Annotated in this window: 20 protein-coding genes; 16 read left to right on the top strand and 4 right to left on the bottom strand. The window is 72.0% G+C overall.

The window, feature by feature from the left end; genetic code table 11:
* Positions 1-13 precede the first annotated feature (13 nt).
* Entirely contained in the window at positions 14-1,000 is a 987-nt protein-coding gene (locus AB0M29_RS30790; protein ID WP_365388565.1) for an LLM class flavin-dependent oxidoreductase, read from the bottom strand.
* A gap of 138 nt (positions 1,001-1,138) precedes the next feature.
* Here AB0M29_RS30790 and ftsY point away from each other — a divergent pair, with 138 nt between their 5' ends.
* Positions 1,139-2,344 (top strand): signal recognition particle-docking protein FtsY, encoded by a 1,206-nt coding sequence (gene ftsY / locus AB0M29_RS30785; protein WP_365388562.1) that lies wholly within the window; start codon positions 1,139-1,141, stop codon positions 2,342-2,344.
* Between the two features lie 133 nt (positions 2,345-2,477).
* On the opposite strand, the gene AB0M29_RS30780 is transcribed toward ftsY, so the two are convergent.
* Positions 2,478-3,176: a bifunctional DNA primase/polymerase gene (locus AB0M29_RS30780; RefSeq protein ID WP_365388559.1), complete on the bottom strand. Its 699-nt coding sequence runs from the start codon at positions 3,174-3,176 to the stop codon at positions 2,478-2,480.
* Between the two features lie 300 nt (positions 3,177-3,476).
* Here AB0M29_RS30780 and AB0M29_RS30775 point away from each other — a divergent pair, with 300 nt between their 5' ends.
* From AB0M29_RS30775 to ffh, 5 genes are all read left to right on the top strand, one after another.
* Positions 3,477-4,940 (top strand): hypothetical protein, encoded by a 1,464-nt coding sequence (locus AB0M29_RS30775; protein WP_365388557.1) that lies wholly within the window; start codon positions 3,477-3,479, stop codon positions 4,938-4,940.
* 396 nt (positions 4,941-5,336) lie between these two features.
* Positions 5,337-6,680, top strand: a complete 1,344-nt coding sequence (locus tag AB0M29_RS30770) for an ammonium transporter (protein ID WP_365388556.1) — start codon at positions 5,337-5,339, stop codon at positions 6,678-6,680.
* Entirely contained in the window at positions 6,677-7,015 is a 339-nt protein-coding gene (locus AB0M29_RS30765; RefSeq protein WP_365388554.1) for a P-II family nitrogen regulator, read from the top strand. The genes AB0M29_RS30770 and AB0M29_RS30765 overlap by 4 nt, the downstream gene beginning before the upstream one ends.
* A 25-nt stretch (positions 7,016-7,040) precedes the next feature.
* Positions 7,041-9,473, top strand: coding sequence for a [protein-PII] uridylyltransferase (locus AB0M29_RS30760; RefSeq protein WP_365388552.1), 2,433 nt, complete (start codon positions 7,041-7,043; stop codon positions 9,471-9,473).
* A 109-nt stretch (positions 9,474-9,582) separates the two neighbouring features.
* A complete protein-coding gene (gene ffh, locus AB0M29_RS30755; RefSeq protein ID WP_365388550.1) occupies positions 9,583-11,136 on the top strand; it encodes a signal recognition particle protein in 1,554 nt (517 codons plus the stop codon).
* A 39-nt stretch (positions 11,137-11,175) separates the two neighbouring features.
* Here the strand turns inward: ffh and AB0M29_RS30750 are convergent, their stop codons facing one another.
* The gene (locus AB0M29_RS30750) at positions 11,176-11,697 is read right to left on the bottom strand and encodes a DUF402 domain-containing protein (protein WP_365388548.1); all 522 of its coding nucleotides are present in this window, start codon (positions 11,695-11,697) and stop codon (positions 11,176-11,178) included.
* Between the two features lie 64 nt (positions 11,698-11,761).
* On the bottom strand, positions 11,762-12,577 hold the full coding sequence (locus AB0M29_RS30745) for a class I SAM-dependent methyltransferase (protein WP_365388546.1): 816 nt from the start codon (positions 12,575-12,577) through the stop codon (positions 11,762-11,764).
* Between the two features lie 155 nt (positions 12,578-12,732).
* On the opposite strand from AB0M29_RS30745, the gene proS reads away from it, so the two are divergent.
* From proS to lepB (AB0M29_RS30695), 10 genes are all read left to right on the top strand, one after another.
* Positions 12,733-14,145, top strand: a complete 1,413-nt coding sequence (gene proS / locus AB0M29_RS30740) for a proline--tRNA ligase (RefSeq protein WP_365388544.1) — start codon at positions 12,733-12,735, stop codon at positions 14,143-14,145.
* Between the two features lie 189 nt (positions 14,146-14,334).
* The gene (locus AB0M29_RS30735; RefSeq protein ID WP_365388542.1) at positions 14,335-14,925 is read left to right on the top strand and encodes a hypothetical protein; all 591 of its coding nucleotides are present in this window, start codon (positions 14,335-14,337) and stop codon (positions 14,923-14,925) included.
* A 147-nt stretch (positions 14,926-15,072) separates the two neighbouring features.
* The gene (gene rpsP / locus AB0M29_RS30730) at positions 15,073-15,516 is read left to right on the top strand and encodes a 30S ribosomal protein S16 (RefSeq protein ID WP_365388540.1); all 444 of its coding nucleotides are present in this window, start codon (positions 15,073-15,075) and stop codon (positions 15,514-15,516) included.
* Between the two features lie 2 nt (positions 15,517-15,518).
* A complete protein-coding gene (locus AB0M29_RS30725) occupies positions 15,519-15,758 on the top strand; it encodes an RNA-binding protein (RefSeq protein WP_037913728.1) in 240 nt (79 codons plus the stop codon).
* Between the two features lie 148 nt (positions 15,759-15,906).
* The gene (rimM, locus tag AB0M29_RS30720; protein WP_365388537.1) at positions 15,907-16,479 is read left to right on the top strand and encodes a ribosome maturation factor RimM; all 573 of its coding nucleotides are present in this window, start codon (positions 15,907-15,909) and stop codon (positions 16,477-16,479) included.
* 1 nt (position 16,480) lies between these two features.
* Positions 16,481-17,302 carry a tRNA (guanosine(37)-N1)-methyltransferase TrmD gene (gene trmD, locus AB0M29_RS30715; RefSeq protein WP_365388535.1) on the top strand — a complete coding sequence of 274 codons (822 nt, stop codon included), beginning with the start codon at positions 16,481-16,483 and terminating at the stop codon, positions 17,300-17,302.
* Positions 17,303-17,434: 132 nt separating this feature from the next.
* Positions 17,435-17,785: a 50S ribosomal protein L19 gene (rplS, locus tag AB0M29_RS30710; protein WP_093716565.1), complete on the top strand. Its 351-nt coding sequence runs from the start codon at positions 17,435-17,437 to the stop codon at positions 17,783-17,785.
* A 32-nt stretch (positions 17,786-17,817) separates the two neighbouring features.
* Entirely contained in the window at positions 17,818-18,537 is a 720-nt protein-coding gene (lepB, locus tag AB0M29_RS30705; protein WP_365388533.1) for a signal peptidase I, read from the top strand.
* Entirely contained in the window at positions 18,530-19,819 is a 1,290-nt protein-coding gene (gene lepB / locus AB0M29_RS30700; RefSeq protein ID WP_365388531.1) for a signal peptidase I, read from the top strand. Before lepB (AB0M29_RS30705) ends, lepB (AB0M29_RS30700) begins: the two co-directional genes overlap by 8 nt.
* Entirely contained in the window at positions 19,722-20,807 is a 1,086-nt protein-coding gene (gene lepB / locus AB0M29_RS30695; RefSeq protein WP_365388665.1) for a signal peptidase I, read from the top strand. Before lepB (AB0M29_RS30700) ends, lepB (AB0M29_RS30695) begins: the two co-directional genes overlap by 98 nt.
* The last annotated feature ends 46 nt before the right edge of the window (positions 20,808-20,853 follow it).

The following is a 20,853-nucleotide window of genomic DNA, read 5'->3' as shown; positions in this document are numbered from 1 at the left end:
GCGCCCGCGGGGATCAGCCCTTGAGGGCGGGCAGCACCTGGGACGTCAGCAGCCGCAGGCTGCGCCAGCCCTCGTCGAGCGGCATGCCGCCGCACAGCGGGTGCAGGACCAGGCCGGCCTCGGCGCCCGCCGAGGCGGCCAGCTCCAGGCACTGCTCGGGGGTGACGATCCGGTAGACGCCCTCCGCGCGGAGCGCCTCGGCGGAGGAGGCGGCCGAGCGGACGGCGGAGCGGATGTCGGCGGACTGCCAGGAGGCGTAGGTGCGGGCCTCGTGCAGCAGGTGCTCGCCGTACAGTGCCCAGGCCCGGTCCGGGTCCTCGGAGAGGTGCAGCAGCGGCACCGCGGCGGGCGGCATCAGGCACCAGCCCTCGGTGCCGTACTCGCGCAGCCGCTCCTCGTAGTACGCCGCCAGCTGCGGCAGGTGCGCGCTGGGGAAGAGCGGCAGGCCGAGCCGGGCGGCGCGGCGGGCGGCGGCCCGTGAGCTGCCGCCGACCAGCAGCAGCGGATGCGGCCGGGTGTACGGCCGGGGGGTGACCCGCACGGTACGGCCGCGGTAGGCGAACGGCTCACCGGTCCAGGCGTGCAGCAGCGTCTCCAGCACCTCGTCCTGGAGCGCGCCGCGCCGGGCCCAGTCCTGGCCGAAGGCCGCGTACTCCTCCCGGCGGTAGCCGATTCCGGCCACGGTGACCAGTCGCCCGGCGCTCAGCAGGTCCAGTACGGCCAGGTCCTCGGCCAGCCGCAGCGGGTCGTGCAGCGGGCCGATCAGCGCGGAGACGGTGACCGACAGGCGGCTGGTCGCGCCGAGCACCGCGCCCGCGAAGGTCAGCGGGGAGGGCAGCCAGTTGTTCTCGGCGCCGTGGTGCTCCTCGGTCTGCACCATGGTGACGCCGTGCGCGTCGGCGTGCTGGGCCATATCCACGGCCGCGCGGTAGCGGGCGCTGAGCGCCTTGGGGTCCGCGTCCGGCTCGATCAGGTTGAAGCGCACAACGGTGACGGTCATGGCGGTGGACCCCCTTCGCCGGGTGCGGGCAGCCGGAGGTTAGCTGACGAAGCGTCAGATGAACAGAGTCCGTGACCGTCCGTGCCGGTGGCGAGGTGGTGCCGTCGGCGGGCGGCCGTGGCTGATACTGGGTGGGTTATGGAAATCGTCATCCTTGTCGTAGTCATCGCCCTGGTCGTGATCCTCGGGGCCGGTGGGCTCGTCGTCGGCAGCCGCCGCAAGAAGCGGAAGCTGCCCGCCGCGCCGCCGAGCACCCCGACGATCACCGCACCTCCCGCCGAACCGCACATCGGTGACGAGGCCGCGGTCCCGCGGGAGGAGCCCCGCCGGACCATCGAGGAGGTCGCGCTCCCCGGCGCGGCCGCGCCCGACGCCGTGGAGGAGCTGGAGGTCCCCGAGGCGCCGCCGATCGAGCAGCCCGAGCCCACCGCGGGCCGCCTCGTCCGGCTGCGCTCCCGGCTGTCCCGCTCGCAGAACTCGCTGGGCAAGGGGCTGCTCACGCTGCTCTCCCGCGAGCGGCTCGACGACGACACGTGGGAGGAGATCGAGGAGATCCTCATCACCGCCGACGTCGGCGTCACCCCCACCCAGGAACTCGTCCAGCGGCTGCGCACCCGGGTGCGGGTGCTCGGCACCCGGACCCCCGAGGAACTGCGCACCCTGCTGCGCGAGGAGCTGATCGCGCTCCTCGACCCCGCGCTGGACCGCACCCTGCACACCGAGAGCCACGAGGAGTCCCCGTCCGTCGTGATGGTCGTCGGGGTCAACGGCACCGGCAAGACCACCACCACCGGCAAGCTGGCCCGCGTCCTGGTGGCCGACGGCCGCAGCGTGGTGCTCGGCGCGGCCGACACCTTCCGTGCCGCCGCCGCCGACCAGCTCCAGACCTGGGGCGAGCGGGTCGGCGCCCGTACCGTGCGCGGCCCCGAGGGCGGCGACCCCGCGTCGGTCGCCTTCGACGCGGTGAAGGAGGGCATCGCCGAGGGCGCCGACACCGTGCTCATCGACACCGCGGGCCGGCTGCACACCAAGACCGGTCTGATGGACGAGCTGGGCAAGGTCAAGCGGGTCGTGGAGAAGCACGGCCCGGTCGACGAGGTGCTGCTGGTGCTCGACGCCACCACCGGGCAGAACGGCCTGGTGCAGGCCCGGGTCTTCGCCGAGGTCGTCGACATCACCGGCATCGTCCTCACCAAGCTCGACGGCACCGCCAAGGGCGGCATCGTCGTGGCCGTCCAGCGCGAACTGGGTGTCCCGGTCAAGCTGATCGGTCTCGGCGAGGGCGCGGACGACCTCGCCCCCTTCACCCCCGACGCGTTCGTGGACGCGCTGATCGGCGAGTAGTACTGCGGGTCCCGCCGGCACCCGTACGCACACGGTGCTACGCATTCGGCGGTAGTAAGGGGCGCCCATCCTGGTGGGCGTCCCTTACGCGTTCCCGGGTACGGCCCGCGCCCCGGTCTACCGCACCCAGCCGTCAGGCGTAGCTGCGGTCGCGGTGGCAGACGTAGGCAAGCGTGCCCAGGAGGAGCCGCGCCTCCGGGGGGTGCGCGGCGGAGTCCAGCAGGGGCTCGCGCAGCCAGCGGACCGGGCCGAGACCGGAAAGGTCGGAGGGGGGCGCGGTGACATGGTCGCCGGCGCCCAGGCAGCGCAGGTCCAGCTCCGCGTCGTCCCAGCCCATCCGGTAGAGCAGATGCGGCAGCGCGGCGGCGGCGCCGGGCGCGACGAAGAACTGCGCGCGCCCCGTCGGCGTCAGCAGGACGGGCCCCAGCCGCAGCCCCATCCGCTCCAGCCGTACCAGCGCCCGGTGCCCGGCGGACTCGGCCACGTCGAGTACGTCGAAGGAGCGTCCCGTGGGCAGCAGCACCGCGGCGCCGGGCACCCGCGCCCACGCCTGAGCGGCCTGTTCCAGGGTGGCGCCGGCCGGGACCTCGTCCGCGAAGGGCAGCGGGTGCGCCCCCGGCTCCTTGCAGTCGGCGGCACCGCACGAACACGCGCCCCCGCCGCGCGCCGCCCGCGCCCCCGGCACGACGGCCCATCCGCACAGGCCGGTGTACTCCGCGACAGTGGTGCACGCAGCGGCGCGCGTCCACCGGCGCGCTCCGGTGCGCGCGCCGGGCCGCCCTCCGGTCCGCTGCTGCCGCAACTCACGCATGCTGCCGATCGTGAACACCATGACACCTCCAACGGATCGCCGTGCCCGATGGTTACGCACCCGCCTGACCTCGCCTGACCCACATGTGTCAAGTGAATCGCCTGTGGCCGTAGTCGAGTTCATTCGAAGGGGTGGCGAATGGTGGCGTTTCCGCAACAGCCCTCGCGTGATGCGTGATCGTAGGATTACTTTCAGTTCGTGAGTCGGCGACGGTCCTCCGCGCGCCCTCCCGGTTATGCCGGAGGCATGACGTGAGTGTCGACAGGACTCAACAGACCCTGGTATCCAGGGGTTTGAGCTAGTTGGGATGGGGGCTTGACCGTGGGCGGCACACAAGAGAAGCAGCCCAACGCGCAGTTGAACTCATGGTTCGTGCGCAGCGGCTGGTCCAAGGGCGAGTTGGCCCGCCAGGTGAACCGCAGGGCGCGGCAGATGGGCGCCCTGCACGTGAGCACCGACACCTCCAGGGTGCGCCGCTGGCTCGACGGCGAGCAGCCGCGCGAGCCGATCCCGCGCATCCTGTCCGAGCTGTTCTCCGAACGCTTCGGCTGTGTCGTGCCCGTGGAGGACCTGGGCCTGCGCTCCGCCCACCAGCCCGCCGCCGGCGGCGATGTCGACCTGCCCTGGGCGGGTCCGCAGACCGTCCAGCTCATCAGCGAGTTCTCCCGCAGCGACCTGATGCTCGGCCGCCGCGGCTTCCTCGGCGCCTCGCTCGCGCTCTCCGCCGGGCCCGCCCTCATCGAGCCGATGCAGCGCTGGCTGGTGCCGACCGGCGTCGGCGCCCTGGCGGACGGGCCGGTCCTCACCGTCCCCCGCGACTCCGGCGGCAGGCCGTCCCGGCTGTCCGAGCAGGAGCTGCAACTGCTGGAGTCCACCACCGTGATGTTCCGCGAGTGGGACAACCAGTGCGGTGGCGGCCTGCGCCGCAAGGCGGTGGTCGGCCAGCTCCACGAGGTCACCGACCTGCTCCAGGAGCCGCAGCCCGAGGCGGTCGCCCGCAGGCTGTACCGGATCACCGGCGACCTGGCCGCGCTCGCCGGCTGGATGTCGTACGACGTGGGCCTGCAGCCGACCGCGCAGAAGTACCTGGTGCTGGCGCTGCACGCGGCCAAGGAGGCGGGGGACCGCCCGCTCGGCGCGTTCATCCTGTCCTCGATGAGCCGCCAGATGATCCACCTCGACCGGCCCGACGACGCCCTGGAACTGATCCACCTCGCGCAGTACGGCAGCCGTGAGACGGCCACCGCCACCACCCAGGCGATGCTGCACGCGCTGGAGGCCAGGGCGTACGCCAACATGGGCCAGGTCAACAAGTGCCACCGCGCGGTCCGGATGGCCGAGGACACCTTCGGCGACACCCGCCCGGCCGAGGACCCGTCCTGGATCAGCTTCTTCAACGAGGCCGAGCTGAACGCGGAGAACGCCCACTCCTACCGCGACCTGGCCTATGTCGCGGGCCGCAGCCCCACGTACGCCTCCCTCGCCCACCCGGTGATGGAGAAGGCCGTGGAGCTGTTCAGCAACGACTCGGTCCACCAGCGCGCCTACGCCCTCAACCTGGTCGGGATGGCCACCGTCCATCTACTGCAGCGCAACCCGGAGCAGGCCGCGCACTTCACCGACCACGCCATCAGCGTCGCCAAGCGGGTCCGCTCCGAGCGGGTCAACACCCGGATCCGCCGCACCACCCACACCGCGCTGCGTGACTTCGGCGAGGTGCCCGAGGTCGTCAGCCTCGCCGACCGGCTCTCGGTCGAGCTGCCGGAAGTGGCGGAATCGGCCTAGCGCCCCCGCCCCGCGCGCCCCGGCCGCGGCCGCCGTCCGAACTGCCCGACTCGGCTCCCCTACGCCAGGTCAACCGGACGGCCGCCGCGGCCGGTCCTCTTCCCGTACGGGACCTGCGACGACCGTCCCCGTCCTGTATCCATCCCGCATACGGTCGCCCGCCCGTGCCGCGGCCGGGCCGCGCCCTCGCCCGTGCCCCCTCGCACGCCACACGCGTATACGGCCTTCACGCCTCCCCGGGGCGGTTCATCTTCACGTAACACGGGCGACTTCTTCGTCACGGGGGCGAAACACCGAACGGCATCGGCGGAAACCCGGCTGAGCGAATCTCATGGCGAAAACCGGCCCAACCCTTGCACCGCCCGCACGGGCCGTTCGGATGACGAGGAGACGCCGATGGCACCAGCCATCATGACGCTGGCCGCGGATGCGCCCAAGCTCGATACCGGAAGTACCGCGTTCATGCTGCTCAGTGCGGCCCTGGTGATGGTGATGACCCCCGGTCTCGCCTTCTTCTACGGCGGCATGGTGCGCGTGAAGAGCGCCCTGAACATGCTGATGATGAGTTTCATCAGCCTGGGCATCATCACCATCTTGTGGACGCTCTACGGATTCAGCTTCGCCTTCGACACCGGCAACGGATTCCTGGGCGGCACCGACTGGCTGGGTATGCGCGACATCGGTATCACCGAACTGTGGCCCGGTTACGGCATTCCGATCTACGTGTTCGCCGTATTCCAGCTGATGTTCGCGATCATCACCCCCGCGCTGATCAGCGGCGCCCTCGCCGACCGGGTGAAGTTCACCGCCTGGGCGGTCTTCATCACCCTGTGGGCCACGGTCGTCTACTTCCCGGTCGCGCACTGGGTGTGGGCCTCGGACGGCTGGCTGTTCAAGAAGGGCGTCATCGACTTCGCCGGCGGTACCGCGGTGCACATCAACGCGGGTGCGGCGGCCCTCGGCGTGATCCTCGTCATCGGCAAGCGCCAGGGCTTCAAGAAGGACCCGATGCGGCCGCACAGCCTGCCGCTGGTCATGCTCGGCTGCGGTCTGCTGTGGTTCGGCTGGTTCGGCTTCAACGCGGGCTCCTGGCTCGGCTCGGACGGCGTCGCCGCGGTGGCGTTCACCAACACCCAGGTCGCCACGGCCGCCGCGATGCTCGGCTGGCTGCTCTACGAGCGCATCCGGCACGGCTCCTTCACCACCCTGGGCGCCGCGTCCGGCGCGGTCTCCGGCCTGGTCGCCATCACCCCCGCCTGCGGCTCGGTCTCCCCGCTCGGCGCGATCGCGGTCGGTGTGATCGCCGGTGTGGTCTGCGCCGCGGCCGTCGGCCTGAAGTACCGCTTCAACTACGACGACTCCCTCGACGTGGTCGGCGTCCACATGGTCGGCGGCATCATCGGCTCGCTGCTCATCGGCTTCTTCGCCACCGGCGGCGTCGGCCAGACCGCCAAGGGCGTCTTCTACGGCGGCGGCTTCACCCAGCTGTGGAAGCAGTTCATCGGTGTCGGCGCGGTCCTGGGCTACTCCCTGGTGTGCGCGGTGATCCTCGCCAAGCTCATCGACGTGACCATGGGCTTCCGGGTCACCGAGGACGAGGAGATCACCGGCGTCGACCAGGTCCTGCACGCGGAGACCGCGTACGACTTCGCCGGTGTCGGCGGCGGCCGCTCGGCCGTCCCCGCCCCCGGTGGCACGAACAGCGAGGCGACCGCCTCCTCGAAGAAGGTGGACGCGTGAAGCTCATCACCGCCGTCGTGAAGCCGCACCGGCTCGACGAGATCAAGGAAGCACTCCAGGCGTTCGGTGTCCACGGCCTCACGGTCACCGAGGCCAGCGGCTACGGTCGGCAGCGCGGCCACACCGAGGTCTACCGTGGCGCGGAGTACACCGTCGACCTGGTGCCGAAGATCCGGATAGAGGTCCTGGCGGAGGACGCCGACGCCGACCAGCTCGTCGAGGTCATCGTCAAGGCCGCCAGAACCGGCAAGATCGGTGACGGCAAGGTGTGGAGCATCCCGGTCGACACGGCCGTCCGGGTGCGTACCGGCGAGCGCGGACCGGACGCGCTCTAGAAACCCGACCCCGGGCGGAGATCGAGTGACCGACAGCGTCGAAGCGCAGGACAGCAGTTACGCGGCGGCCCGGCTGCGCCTCCTCACCGAGGAGGCGCGGTCCGGGCCGCCGCGCCGTGCGGCGCTGGCCGCCCTCACCGACCGGTGGCTGGCAGCGCTCGCCGCCGACGCCGCCGAGGCCACCGGCACCGGCGGCTACGCCCTGATGGCCGTCGGCGGCTACGGCCGCGGCGAGCTCTCCCCGCGCAGCGACCTCGACCTGGTGCTGCTGCACGACGAGGGCGCCCCGAAGGTGGCCGCGCTCGCCGACCGGATCTGGTACCCGGTCTGGGACCTCGGCCTGGCGCTCGACCACTCGGTGCGCACTCCGGCCGAGGCCATGAAGACCGCCGCCGACGACCTCAAGGTGCAGCTCGGACTGCTCGACGCCCGGCACCTCGCGGGCGACTCGGCGCTCACCGCCTCGCTGCGCAGCGCGGCGCTGGCCGACTGGCGCAACCAGGCGCCCAAGCGGCTGCCCGCCCTTTACGAGCTGTGCCAGGAGCGGGCAGAGCGCCAGGGCGAGCTGTCGTACCTGCTGGAACCCGACCTCAAGGAGGCCCGCGGCGGGCTGCGGGACGCCACCGCGCTGCGGGCGGTCGCCGCCTCCTGGCTGGCCGACGCGCCCCGCGAGGGCCTGGAGGACGCCCGCACCCGGCTGCTCGACGCCCGCGACGCCCTGCACCTGGTGACCGGCCGGGCCACCGACCGGCTCGCCCTCCAGGAGCAGGACCAGGTCGCCGAAGCGCTCGGCCTGCTCGACGCCGACGCGCTGCTGCGCCAGGTGTACGAGGCCGCCCGTACCGTCGCCTACGCCAGTGACGTCACCTGGCGCGAGGTGGGCCGGGTGCTGCGGGCCCGCGAGGCCCGGCCGCGCCGCCGCGGACTGCTCGGCCGCGGCCGTACCGTCCCCGCGGCCGGCACGCCCGAGCGGGTGCCGCTGGCCGACGGCGTGGTGGAGCAGGAGGGCGAGGCGGTGCTGGCGCTGGCCGCCAAACCCGAGCGCGACCCCGTACTGCCGCTGCGGGCCGCCGCCGCTGCCGCGCAGGCCGGACTGCCGCTGTCGCTGCACGCGGTGCGCCGGCTGGCCGCGGCCGCCCGGCCGCTGCCCGTGCCGTGGCCCGCCGAGGCACGCGAGCAACTGGTCACCCTGCTGGGCGCGGGCGAGTCCACCGTGCCGGTGTGGGAGGCGCTGGAGGCCGAGGGGCTGATCACCCGGCTGCTGCCGGACTGGGAGCGGGTCCGCTGCCGTCCGCAGCGCAACGCGGTGCACCGGTTCACCGTCGACCGGCACCTGGTGGAGACCGCCGTCCAGGCGTCCGGGCTGACCCGCCGGGTCGGCCGCCCCGACCTGCTGCTGACCGCCGCCCTGCTGCACGACATCGGCAAGGGCTGGCCGGGCGACCACAGCGAGGCGGGTGAGATCATCGCCCGCGACGTGGCCGCCAGGATCGGCTTCGGCCGCGCCGACGTGGACACCCTGGCGCTGCTGGTCCGCCACCATCTGCTGCTGATCGACACCGCCACCCGCCGCGACCTGGACGACCCCGAGACCGTACGCGCGGTCGCCGTGACCGTACGGGACACCTCCACGCTGGAACTGCTGGCCGCGCTGACCGAGGCCGACGCGCTGGCCACCGGCCCCGCCGCGTGGAGCACCTGGCGGGCCTCGCTGCTGGCCGACCTGGTCGAGCGGGTCGGTGAGGCGCTGGACACCGGCGCCCTGCCGGAGACTGCCGACCGCGAGTCGACCGCCGAGGAGGAGCGGCTGGCGATCGAGGCGGCCCGTACCGGCGGCCCGGTGCTCGCGCTGCACGCCCACACCGAGCCGGAGGGCGAGGGCGAGGCGCAGGACGAGGCGCTGGGCGTGGAACTCGTGCTCGCCGTCCCCGACCGCCCCGGGCTGCTCGCCCAGGCCGCGGGGGTGCTGGCGCTGCACCGCCTCGCGGTACGCGCCGCCGACCTGCGGGCCGTCGACCCGATCGGCGAGGGCCCGGTGTCGCTGCTGAACTGGCGGGTCTCGGCCGAGTACGGCTCGCTGCCCGAGGCGGCCAGGCTCCGCGCGGACCTCGGCCGGGCCTTCGAGGGCACCCTCGACATCGAGTCCCGGCTGGCCGAGCGGGAGGCCGCCTACCCGCGGCGGCGCGGGGTCACGGCGCCGCCGCCCCGGGTCAGCGTCGCCAAGGGCACCTCGCAGACCGCCACCGTGCTGGAGGTGCGCGCCCAGGACGCCCCCGGTCTTCTGCACCGGATCGGCCTGGCGCTGACCGCCACCGGGATCACGGTCCGCTCGGCCCGGATCTCCACCCTGGGCGCCAACGCGGTGGACGCCTTCTACGTGGTGGGCAAGGACGGCGCCCCGCTGCCCGAGGCCCGCGCGGCGGAGGTGGCCCGCCAGGTCGAGCAGGCGCTGCGCTGACCCTCCGCGGCGCGGGCCGGTCGGGGCGCAGTGCAGACCGCACCCGGACCGGCCAAGTACCCTGGGGGTCGACCATTGCCCACCCCCGACGCGAGGACCCGCGACCGACGTGTTCGATACCCTCTCCGACCGCCTTGCAGAGACGTTCAAGAACCTCCGCGGCAAGGGGCGCCTGTCCGAGGCGGACATCGACGCCACCGCACGCGAGATCCGTATCGCGCTGCTGGAGGCGGACGTCGCGCTGCCCGCGGTACGCGCGTTCATCAAGCAGGTCAAGGAGCGCGCCTCGGGCGCCGAGGTGTCGCAGGCGCTGAACCCGGCGCAGCAGGTCATCAAGATCGTCAACGAGGAGCTCGTCGGCATCCTCGGCGGCGAGACCCGGCGGCTGCGCTTCGCCAAGCAGCCGCCCACCGTGATCATGCTCGCGGGTCTCCAGGGCGCCGGTAAGACCACACTGGCCGGAAAGCTCGGCCTGTGGCTGAAGTCGCAGGGCCACGCGCCGCTGCTGGTCGCCTGTGACCTCCAGCGCCCGAACGCCGTCAACCAGCTCTCGGTGGTCGCCGAGCGGGCCGGTGTCGCCGTCTTCGCCCCCGAGCCCGGCAACGGCGTGGGCGACCCGGTCAAGGTCGCCCAGGACTCCGTGGAGTTCGCCCGGTCCAAGCAGTACGACGTGGTCGTGGTCGACACCGCGGGCCGCCTCGGTGTGGACCAGGAGCTGATGCGGCAGGCCGCGGACATCCGCGACGCCGTGCGCCCCGACGAGATCCTCTTCGTCGTCGACGCGATGATCGGCCAGGACGCGGTGAACACCGCGGAGGCGTTCCGCGACGGTGTCGGCTTCGACGGCGTGGTGCTGTCCAAGCTGGACGGCGACGCCCGCGGTGGCGCGGCGCTGTCGATCGCCCATGTCACCGGCAAGCAGATCATGTTCGCCTCGAACGGCGAGAAGCTCGACGACTTCGACGCGTTCCACCCGGACCGGATGGCGTCCCGGATCCTCGGTATGGGCGACATGCTCTCGCTCATCGAGAAGGCCGAGCAGACGTTCAGCCAGGCCGAGGCCGAGAAGATGGCGGCCAAGCTGGCGAAGGGCCCCAAGGAGTTCACCCTCGACGACTTCCTCCAGCAGATGGAGCAGGTCCGCAAGATGGGCTCGATCTCCAAGCTGCTCGGCATGCTGCCGGGCATGGGCCAGATCAAGGACCAGATCAACAACCTCGACGAGCGGGACGTGGACCGCACCGCGGCGATCATCAAGTCGATGACCCCGGGCGAGCGTGCCGATCCGCACCTGATCAACGGCTCGCGCCGGGCCCGTATCGCCAAGGGCTCGGGTGTCGAGGTCAGCGCGGTGAAGAACCTGGTGGAGCGGTTCTTCGAGGCGCGCAAGATGATGTCGCGGATGGCCCAGGGCGGTGGGATGCCGGGTATGCCCGGGATGCCGGGCATGGGTGGCGGCCCCGGGCGGCAGAAGAAGCAGCAGAAGCAGGCCAAGGGCAAGCGGCAGAGCGGCAACCCGATGAAGCGCAAGGCGGAGGCCGCCGCGGCCGCCGCCCGCCGCGAGCAGGGCGCCCCGGGCGAGGACGGCGACAGCCCGTTCGGCCTGCCCGCCGGCGGCGAGAACTTCGAACTGCCCGACGAGTTCAAGAAGTTCATGGGCTGACCCGGCACCGGCCCCCAGCCGGGGGCCGGTCGGCCGGTCTCAGCCGAGCAGCGCCGCGAAGCCGCCGCCGCGGGCCAGCGCCTCCAGCTCGTCGAGCGCGCGCAGTGCCTGCCCGGCGGCGGCCGGGTCGCGCTCCGCCAGCCCGCTGGCGGCGAACTCGTCCTCGTCCAGCCGTAGTACGTCCCGGCCGTCGCCCGACAGCCACAGGTCGAGGTCGAGGTCCTCCACGGTGATGCCCGCCCCGCCGACGACCGCGGGCCTGGTGACATCGCAGTACCAGCCCTTGACGGCGCCGTCCGCGGCGCGCACCTCCTTCACCGCGTACCAGCGGTCCCGCCAGTACGTCTCGGTGAACACATCGCCCGGCTCGAAGCGGACGAAGCCGAAGTCGCGCACGCCGGGCGCCGCCCAGTCGGCCCGTACCGTCACCCGGACCCCGTCGTCGGCCAGCACGTCGGCCGGGTAACGGACCTTCTCCCGTGCGGCCTTGACCAGCCGGACGGAGACCGGGGTGCCGGGGGAGAGCGGGGTGGCGTCGTCTTGCTGCGCGGAGGCGTCCATGGGGACCACCCTCGCCGACGCCGTACCCGTACGGCCAGCCGATTTCGCCCCGCGCGGGCGGGCCTCACCCGCGGGCGATCACGTACCGGAAGACGTTCTCCATCCGGACCGTGCCGTCGGGCCTGCGGTACGGGTGCAGCGCCTCGGCGATCTCCTTCTCCACCTGCTGCTGGTCGGTGGCCTCCACCGCCGCGTCGAACAGCCCGGTGGAGACCAGGCCGCGTACCGCGCTGGCCGGATCGGGGTAGCCGAAGGGGCAGGAGACCCGGCCGGAGCCGTCGGGGCGCAGCCCCGCGGCGCGCGCCAGGTCCTCCAGGTCGTCCCGGCCGCTGAGCCGCGGCTCGCACGCCGCCGGTCCGCGCGGCTCGGCCAGCCGCGCCGCGATCCGCAGCACCCGGGAGGTCGCACAGCGCTCGGGCGGCCCCCATCCGGCCAGCACCACCGTGCGGCCGCGGGCGGCCCGGCCGGTCGCGGCGCCCAGCGCGGGCAGCAACTCGGCCGAGGGCAGCGCCGGATCGAAGGCGGTCACCAGGTCGAAGTCGCCGACGGGCTCGCGCGGACCGCACGGCAGCAGCCGGGTCCTGGCCCGGGCGCCGGAGGGCGCTCCCCACCGCGGCTCCGGCAGCAGGCGCTCCCGCGCCAGCGCCAGCCGCTCCCCGTCCGTGTCGCACCCGGTGACCGTGGCACCCCTGGCCACCGCCAGCAGCAGGGCGAGCCCCGAACCGCAGCCGAGCGACAGTAACCGGGTGCCCGCGCCGACCTCCAACCGGTCGTACACGGTCTCGTACAGCGGCACGAGCATGCGTTCCTGGATCTCCGCCCAGTCGCGCGCTCTGCCCTCCGCACCGGGCCTGGTTCCGCGATAGAGCACAGGTGCCATCGACCGCCCCAATCAGCTTCGCGCCGTCTTTTGCCCCCCGTGCGTACTGCCTGCCGTACTCGTCCCTGAAAGCCAGACAACTGCTGATTCGCCGTCCCGTCCAGGGGGCAGGCCCGATTCACGCCGAAGCGACCCGGACCCGTAACATCGGGTTCATGGCAAAGGCTCCCGTTCTCACCCCCCAGGCGGACGACTTCCCGCGCTGGTACCAGGACCTGATCAGCAAGGCCGAGTTGGCCGACAACGGGCCGGTCCGCGGCACCATGGTCATCCGGCCGTACGGCTACGGCCTGTGGGAGCGGATGCAGCAGGACATGGACGCGCGGATCAAGGCGGCGGGTGCGCAGAACGCGTACTTCCCGCTGTTCATCCCGCAGTCGTACCTGACGCGCGAGGCCGAGCACGTGGAGGGTTTCGCCCCCGAGCTGGCGGTCGTCACGCACGGCGGGGGCAAGGAGCTGGAGGAGCCGATCGTCGTCCGGCCCACCTCCGAGACGATCATCAACGAGTACTTCTCCAAGTGGGTGCAGAGCTACCGCGACCTGCCGCTGCTGATCAACCAGTGGGCGAACGTGGTCCGTTGGGAGCTGCGCCCGCGGCTCTTCCTGCGCACCACCGAGTTCCTCTGGCAGGAGGGCCACACCGCGCACGCCACCCAGGAGGACGCCCGGGAGTACGCCTCCCGGATCCAGAAGGACGTCTACGCGGACTTCATGGAGAACGTCCTGGCGATGGACGTGGTCCTCGGCCGCAAGACGGCCAAGGAGCGGTTCGCCGGCGCCATCAACACCCTCACCCTGGAAGGGATGATGGGCGACGGCAAGGCGCTGCAGCTGGGCACCAGCCACGAACTGGGCCAGAACTTCGCCAAGGCGTTCCACACCCAGTACCTGTCCAAGGAGGGCACCCAGGAGCACGTCTGGCAGACCTCCTGGGGCAGCACCACGCGCATGATCGGCGCCCTGGTGATGATGCACGGCGACGACAACGGCCTGCGGGTGCCGCCGCGGCTGGCGCAGACCCAGGTCGTGGTGCTGGCGATCAAGGGCGACGAGCCGGTGATCGCCAAGGTGCGCGAGATCGGCGACCAGCTCCGGGCCGCCGGGCTGCGGGTGCATGTCGACGACCGCACCGACACGCCCTTCGGCCGCCGCGCCGTGGACTGGGAGCTGAAGGGTGTCCCGGTCAGGGTCGAGATCGGGCCGCGCGACCTGGAGGGCGGCACCGCGATGCTGGCCCGTCGGATTCCCGGCGGAAAGGAAGCGGTTTCGATCGAGTCCCTGGTGACCCTGTTGCCCAAGGTGCTGGAGGAGGACCAGGCGCAGCTCCTGCGCGAGTCCCGCGAGCGCCGGACGTCCCGCACCGTGGACGTCGCGACGATCACCGAGGCCGCCGAGGCCGCGGCCACCGGCTGGGCCCGTATCCCGTGGGCCGACCTCGGCCCCGAGGGCGAGGCCAAGCTGGCTGAGCAGGGTGTTTCCGTACGCTGCCTGGTCAGCCCGGACGGCTCGGTGCCGGACGCCGACGACACCCCCGGTACGCTGGCGATCGTGGCACGCGCTTACTAGCGTCCGCTGACCGAAAACTGACGTACGTAATACGTGAATCGTCTCGTCATGGGGCGGGTGCGCGGGTTCTCCACAGTCCTCCGCACCCGCCCCTCGTCATGCGCATCATCCGGAACTGACCGATCAGTGCAAATTAATTGGGGTAGCCCGGAATCGGAACACCGGGAGCGCCCGGCTCGTTGTCACGGCGTGAGCACGACACCACCTGTTCTCGCCGCCGAGCTGGCAGTCGCCTGGGCCGATATTCAACGGCACCATCCCGAGCTGCCCGACTTGGCCGCGCCCGAGTCCCTGATCGGAGAGTCGTCCTCCGCGTGCGGTACGGAGCTCTCCTTCGACAGGCTGCTGCACGAGGCCGTGCACGGGATCGCCGCTGCCCGCGGTATCCGTGACACCTCGCGCGCCGGCCGCTACCACAACCGCCGATTTCTCGCGATCGCCGACGAGATGGGCCTCGACCACGCCGAGGAGCCGCATCCCAGCAGCGGGTTCTCCCTCGTCGTGATGCGCCCTGACACCCGTAAGCGCTACCGGGTCACCATCGAGCGGCTCCAGCGCGCCCTCAAGGCGCATACCGTGGCCACCACGGCCGACACCGCCCGCTCCTTCCGCGGACCAGCCGCCCGGCACGGCTCCTCGGGCGGCGGTGTGCGCGTCAAGGCGGTCTGCGACTGCGGGCGCAACGTCCGGGTCGTGCCATCCGTGCTGGCCCAGGCGCCGATCATGTGCGGGGCCTGCGGGCAGCCCTTCCGGATCCCGGAGGTCGTAGGGGTCGGCTGAGTGTGGCAGAATGTTCAGTCGAGAACTCGACAGCCGTGCAGGAACCCTCTCTCCTTCGGCTGACGCGTCCATCGGGCGCACGAATCCACAACCCCACGTGGTCACTCGCCGTGCCCAAACACGTCAACACCAGGAGAACCCACTCCCGTGGCAGTCAAGATCAAGCTGAAGCGTCTGGGCAAGATCCGTTCGCCTCACTACCGCATCGTCGTCGCCGACTCCCGTACCCGCCGTGACGGCCGGGCCATCGAGGAGATCGGCCTGTACCACCCGGTGCAGAACCCGTCGCGCATCGAGGTCGACTCGGAGCGCGCGCAGTACTGGCTCTCCGTCGGCGCGCAGCCGACCGAGCCCGTGCTGGCCATCCTCAAGCTGACCGGCGACTGGCAGAAGCACAAGGGCCTCGAGGCCCCGGCGCCGCTGCTCGTGGCCGAGCCGAAGGCCGACAAGCGCGCCCTGTTCGAGGCCGCCGCCAAGGACACCGCGGACGAGCCCAAGGGTGAGGCGATCACCCCGAAGGCGAAGAAGTCCGAGAAGAAGGCCGATGACACCGCCGAGGCCCCGGCCGCGGCTGAGTCGACCGAGGCCTGAGCATGCTCGAGGAGGCCCTTGAGCACCTCGTGAAGGGCATCGTCGACAACCCCGACGATGTGCAGGTCGACATGCGCACCCTGCGCCGCGGCAGCGTGCTGGAGGTCCGGGTGCACCCCGACGACCTCGGCAAGGTGATCGGCCGCAACGGCCGTACCGCCCGCGCGCTGCGTACGGTCGTGGGCGCGCTCGGCGGCCGTGGTGTCCGCGTCGACCTCGTCGACGTGGACCAGGTCCGCTGAGCCGGGCCGACACACAGGATCACCGGCACGGGCCGGGGGTGGCGATCGCCGCTCCCGGCCCGTGCCGCGTCTTCCGCCGCCTCCCGGCGCCCCCGGGCGTGGGCGGCGGCCCCGCACCCCTCCCGCAGAGCCGGAAAGTGAGCCGTACATGCAGTTGGTAGTCGGCAGGATCGGCCGCGCCCACGGCATCAAGGGCGAGGTCAGCGTCGAGGTGCGCACCGACGAGCCGGAACTGCGGCTCGCCCCCGGTGCCGTACTCGCCACCGACCCGGCCTCGGCCGGCCCGCTGACCATCGCCACCGGCCGGGTGCACAGCGGACGGCTGATGCTGCGCTTCGAGGGCGTCAGCGACCGCAACGGCGCCGAGGCGCTGCGCAACACGCTGCTGATCGCCGAGGTCGACCCGGCCCAGATGCCGGAGGACCCCGAGGAGTTCTACGACCACCAGCTCATCGACCTGGACGTGGTCACCGTGGACGGCCGCGAGGTCGGCCGGATCGCCGAGATCAGCCATCTGCCGTACCAGGACCTGCTGGTCGTCCGGCGGCCCGACGGCGGCGAGGTGCTGATCCCCTTCGTCGAGGAGATCGTGCCGGAGATCGACCTGGAGGAGCAGCGCGCGGTGATCGACCCGCCGCCCGGACTGCTCGACGAGGCGGAGGCCGACGTGGCCGCCGCCTCCGACGCGCCGGGGACCCCGCACGACGCGGACGGCTCCTGACATGCGGATCGACGTCGTCACGATCTTCCCCGAGTACCTGGACCCGCTGAACGTCTCGCTGGTCGGCAAGGCCCGCGCCCGCGGGCAGCTCGACGTCCGCGTGCACGACCTGCGGCAGTGGGCGCACGACAAGCACAACACCGTCGACGACACCCCGTACGGCGGCGGCCCCGGCATGGTCATGAAGACCGGCCCCTGGGGCGAGGCGCTGGACGAGTCCCTGGCCGACGGCTACGAGGCGGGCGCGCACCTGCCCGCCCTGGTCGTCCCGACGCCCAGCGGCCGCCCCTTCACCCAGCGGCTCGCCGTCGAACTCTCCGCCCGGCCCTGGCTGATCTTCACCCCGGCCCGCTACGAGGGCATCGACACCCGTGTCACCGAGGAGTACGCCACCCGGCTGCCGGTCTACGAGGTCTCCATCGGCGACTACGTGCTGGCCGGCGGCGAGGCCGCGGTACTGGTCATCACCGAGGCGGTGGCCCGGCTGCTGCCCGGCGTGCTCGGCAACGCGGAGTCCCACCAGGACGACTCCTTCGCCCCCGGCCCGATGGCCGACCTGCTGGAGGGGCCCGTCTACACCAAGCCCCCGCAGTGGCGCGGCCGCGGCATCCCCGAGGTGCTGCTCAGCGGCCACCACGGGAAGATCGCCCGCTGGCGGCGGGACGAGGCGTTCCGCCGCACCGTCACCAACAGGCCCGACCTGATCGAGCGTTGCGACCCCGCCGCCTTCAACAAGAAGGACCGGGAGATGCTCAGCATCCTCGGCTGGCAGCCCGGCCCCGACGGCCGATTTGGGCGCAGCCCGGAGGCCGTGGAAGAATGAGCCGCTGCCGTCCGTCCGGCGCGCGCCCCTGCCACAGGGGGAACGACGCCCGTCCGACGCGGTGGCCGCGACCTTGATCCCGTAACGACATTCCGTCGATGACCTGTGGCATCGGCGAGGAAGCAGAATCCCATGCCCAACCTGATCGACAGCGTCAACAGCGCCTCGCTGCGCACCGACGTCCCGGCCTTCCGCCCCGGTGACACCGTCAACGTCCACGTGCGCGTCATCGAGGGCAACCGCTCCCGTGTGCAGCAGTTCAAGGGCGTCGTCATCCGCCGCCAGGGCGCGGGCATCAGCGAGACCTTCACGGTCCGCAAGGTCAGCTTCTCGGTCGGCGTGGAGCGTACCTTCCCGGTGCACACCCCGATCGTCGAGAAGATCGAGGTCGTGACCCGCGGTGACGTCCGCCGCGCCAAGCTGTACTACCTCCGTGAGCTGCGCGGCAAGGCCGCGAAGATCAAGGAGAAGCGCGACAACTGATCCATAGGTCGGCCGGATAAGCTCTGGCCACGATGGACACCGAAGCGGCACTTCCGGAACGCGACCGCTCCCCTTCCGCCGATGAGGCGGAGACAGAGGAGCGGTCGCGTTCCGTCGTGTCCGGGCCCGCCCTGCGCGCGGCCGCCGTCCGCTGGTGGACGCAGTGGCGGCGTACCGCCCTGCTCGTGGTCGGCAGCGTGGTCGTGCTGCTCCTGGTGAGCACCTATGTCGTCCAGCCGTACCAGGTTCCGAGCGGCTCCATGGAGGGAACGCTGCGAGTCGGTGACCGGGTGCTGGTGAACAAGCTCGCCTACCGTTTCGGGGGCGAGCCGCGGCGGGGGGACGTGATCGTGTTCGACGGTGACGGATCGTTCGTGCAACAGAGCGGGACGGACTACGTGAAGCGGGTGATCGGCGTCGGCGGCGACCGGGTGACCTGCTGCGACCAGCAGGGCCGCCTGCTCGTCAACGGCCATCCGCTCACCGAGGACTACCTTTACCCCGGAGACACCCCCTCGCAGGTACGGTTCGACATCGTGGTGCCGGACGGAAGGCTGTGGGTGATGGGCGACCACCGCGACGACTCCCGCGACTCCCGTGAACACCTCGGGGATCCCGGCGGCGGCACCGTGCCCGTCGGCAAGGTGATCGGCCGCGCCGAGTGGATCGGCTGGCCGGTCGGCCACTGGACCAAGCTCGACCGCCCCGCCGCCTTCGCCGCCGTCCCCGCGCCGGCAGGCCACCATGGGTAACCGCGGCCGTCCGCGCTACGGGCACCACCGCGCCCCCGTACCCTCCGGCCACGACGCGAGCGGTTCCCACGGCTCGTCCCGCGGCTCCCGCGGCTCCCACGGGACCGGTACGGCCGCCGCCGACACGCCCGCCAACGGCACCCCGCCGCTCACCGGCAGCAGCCGTATCGAGCGCCGCAAGCTGGCCCGCAAGGTGAAGCGGAAGCGCCGCCGCTCGCTGGCCAAGGAGGTGCCGCTGCTGGTCATGGTGGCGCTGCTGATCGCGCTGGTGCTCAAGACCTTCCTGCTCCAGGCGTTCGTCATCCCGTCCGGATCGATGGAGCAGACCATCAAGATCGGCGACCGGGTGCTGGTCGACAAGCTCACCCCCTGGTTCGGCTCGGAACCCAAGCGCGGTGACGTCGTCGTCTTCAAGGACCCCGGCGGCTGGCTGCCGCCCGAGGAGAAGAAGAAGCCGGACCCCGTCGTCCTCAAACAGGTGAAGGAGTTCTTCACCTTCATCGGGCTGCTGCCGTCGTCGAACGAGCAGGATCTGATCAAGCGGGTCATCGGCGTCGGCGGCGACACCGTGCAGTGCTGCGACCCCCAGGGCCGCATCCTCGTCAACGGCGTGCCGCTCACCGAGCCGTATCTTTTCGCCGGAAATCCACCCTCAATGATGAAATTCAGCGTGCACGTACCCAAGGGACGGCTCTGGGTGATGGGCGACCACCGCTCGGATTCCGCCGACTCGCGGTACCACACGGACAAGCCCGGCGGCGGCACGATCCCGCTCAGCCTGGTCGTGGGCAGGGCTTTTGTCATCGCGTGGCCGGTCGGGCACTGGCAGCGGCTGCCCGAGCCGGAGACATACGCCTCGGTCCCCAAGCCGACCGCGGCGGGAACATCGGCGCTGGGCACGCGCACTACTGTGGAGACGGCAAACAACGGCCAAGGAACGACCCGGCTGCCGACTCCTGCGGAACTCCCGCTCGTTATGGGAGTGGTGGGCCTGCGTCGAACATGGAGCGGGCGGCGGTCCGGAGTGAGGAGTGGATGTGGGGGACCTGGTGGTCGGCGCAAGGTCTGGTTCCGGCGAGCCCGAGAAGGGGGACGTGTCCGTGCCCCCTGCCGGGGCGGCGCAGGCCGATGGCCGAGTCCCCGAGGCGGCGGATGTGACGGAGTACGGCGCGGTGCCGGGCGGTGTGCCGGGCCCGCAGAGCCACGATTTCGCAAAGAATGGCGGCTCCGCGGAGAGCGCCGGCGGCTACGCGGCGACCGACGCGGGCTTCGCGGAGAGTAACGGCGGATATCCGCGCGGCCATGGCGGGCAGAGCCACGGCGAGCAGGGCTACGGCGACGAGCACGGCTATGGCGGCGAGCAGGGCTACGGCCCGGGTACGGGGGAGCCGGTGGGACCCGGTCCCGCGGTCCCCGGCCCGCCCGCCGGCCCTCCGCCGCCGCCCGACACCCCGCCGTCCGGCTCCTCGGGCTCGGCCGCCCGCAAGCAGCGCTCGTTCTGGAAGGAGCTGCCGCTGCTGATCGGCATCGCCCTGGTGCTGGCGCTGCTGATCAAGACCTTCCTGGTGCAGGCGTTCTCCATCCCGTCCGACTCCATGCAGCACACGCTGGAGCGCGGCGACCGGGTGCTGGTCGACAAGCTCACCCCGTGGTTCGGCTCCAAGCCGACCCGCGGCGAGGTCGTCGTCTTCCACGACCCGGGCGGCTGGCTGGGCGAGAATCCTCCCGCGTCGGGCAACGTGGTGACCAAGGGTCTGCAGAAGGGCCTCAGCTTCATCGGCCTCATGCCCTCGGCCGAGGAGAAGGACCTGATCAAGCGGGTCATCGGCGTCGGCGGCGACACCGTCGAGTGCAAGGGCACCGGCCCGGTGAAGGTCAACGGCAAGGCGCTCAACGAGCCGTACGTCTTCGCGGGCAACACCCCCTGCACCCCTGATCTGCCCTTCAAGATCACGGTTCCCAAGAACCGGATCTGGGTGATGGGCGACCACCGCCAGGACTCGCTGGACTCCCGCTACCACATGTCACTGCCCGGTGGCGGCACCGTCTCCGACGACCAGGTCGTCGGCCGTGCGATCGTCGTGGCCTGGCCGATCAACCGCTGGGACGCGCTGTCGATCCCGGACACCTTCGACCAGCCGGGGATCAACGCGGCGGGCGCCGCGGCCCCCGCGGCGGCCGGACTGGCCGGTGCGCTGCCCCTGGTGCTGCTCCGCCGCAGGCGGCTGCTCCGGGCCAGGCCGCAGGTCACAGATGCGGAAACCCGATAAGCGACCGCTGACGACTGCTGACCTCAGGCGTACCGCCGGGTAGGGT

The organism is Streptomyces sp. NPDC051976, assembly GCF_040680795.1.
Lineage (GTDB): Bacteria > Actinomycetota > Actinomycetes > Streptomycetales > Streptomycetaceae > Actinacidiphila.
The sequence above is the reverse complement of the archived record's forward strand: the minus strand, read 5'-3'. Positions and strand labels throughout refer to the sequence as shown.

Bases quoted from the DNA above. Each gene is read 5' to 3' on its own strand.
- lepB (WP_365388531.1), top strand. From the start codon at position 18,530: ATGGGTAACCGCGGCCGTCCGCGCTACGGGCACCACCGCGCCCCCGTA.
- ftsY (WP_365388562.1), top strand. From the start codon at position 1,139: ATGGAAATCGTCATCCTTGTCGTAGTCATCGCCCTGGTCGTGATCCTC.
- AB0M29_RS30790 (WP_365388565.1), bottom strand. From the start codon at position 1,000: ATGACCGTCACCGTTGTGCGCTTCAACCTGATCGAGCCGGACGCGGAC.
- AB0M29_RS30780 (WP_365388559.1), bottom strand. From the start codon at position 3,176: ATGGTGTTCACGATCGGCAGCATGCGTGAGTTGCGGCAGCAGCGGACC.
- AB0M29_RS30725 (WP_037913728.1), top strand. From the start codon at position 15,519: ATGCTCGAGGAGGCCCTTGAGCACCTCGTGAAGGGCATCGTCGACAAC.
- rplS (WP_093716565.1), top strand. From the start codon at position 17,435: ATGCCCAACCTGATCGACAGCGTCAACAGCGCCTCGCTGCGCACCGAC.
- lepB (WP_365388533.1), top strand. From the start codon at position 17,818: ATGGACACCGAAGCGGCACTTCCGGAACGCGACCGCTCCCCTTCCGCC.
- trmD (WP_365388535.1), top strand. From the start codon at position 16,481: ATGCGGATCGACGTCGTCACGATCTTCCCCGAGTACCTGGACCCGCTG.
- AB0M29_RS30745 (WP_365388546.1), bottom strand. From the start codon at position 12,577: ATGGCACCTGTGCTCTATCGCGGAACCAGGCCCGGTGCGGAGGGCAGA.
- proS (WP_365388544.1), top strand. From the start codon at position 12,733: ATGGCAAAGGCTCCCGTTCTCACCCCCCAGGCGGACGACTTCCCGCGC.
- rimM (WP_365388537.1), top strand. From the start codon at position 15,907: ATGCAGTTGGTAGTCGGCAGGATCGGCCGCGCCCACGGCATCAAGGGC.
- AB0M29_RS30750 (WP_365388548.1), bottom strand. From the start codon at position 11,697: ATGGACGCCTCCGCGCAGCAAGACGACGCCACCCCGCTCTCCCCCGGC.
- AB0M29_RS30770 (WP_365388556.1), top strand. From the start codon at position 5,337: ATGGCACCAGCCATCATGACGCTGGCCGCGGATGCGCCCAAGCTCGAT.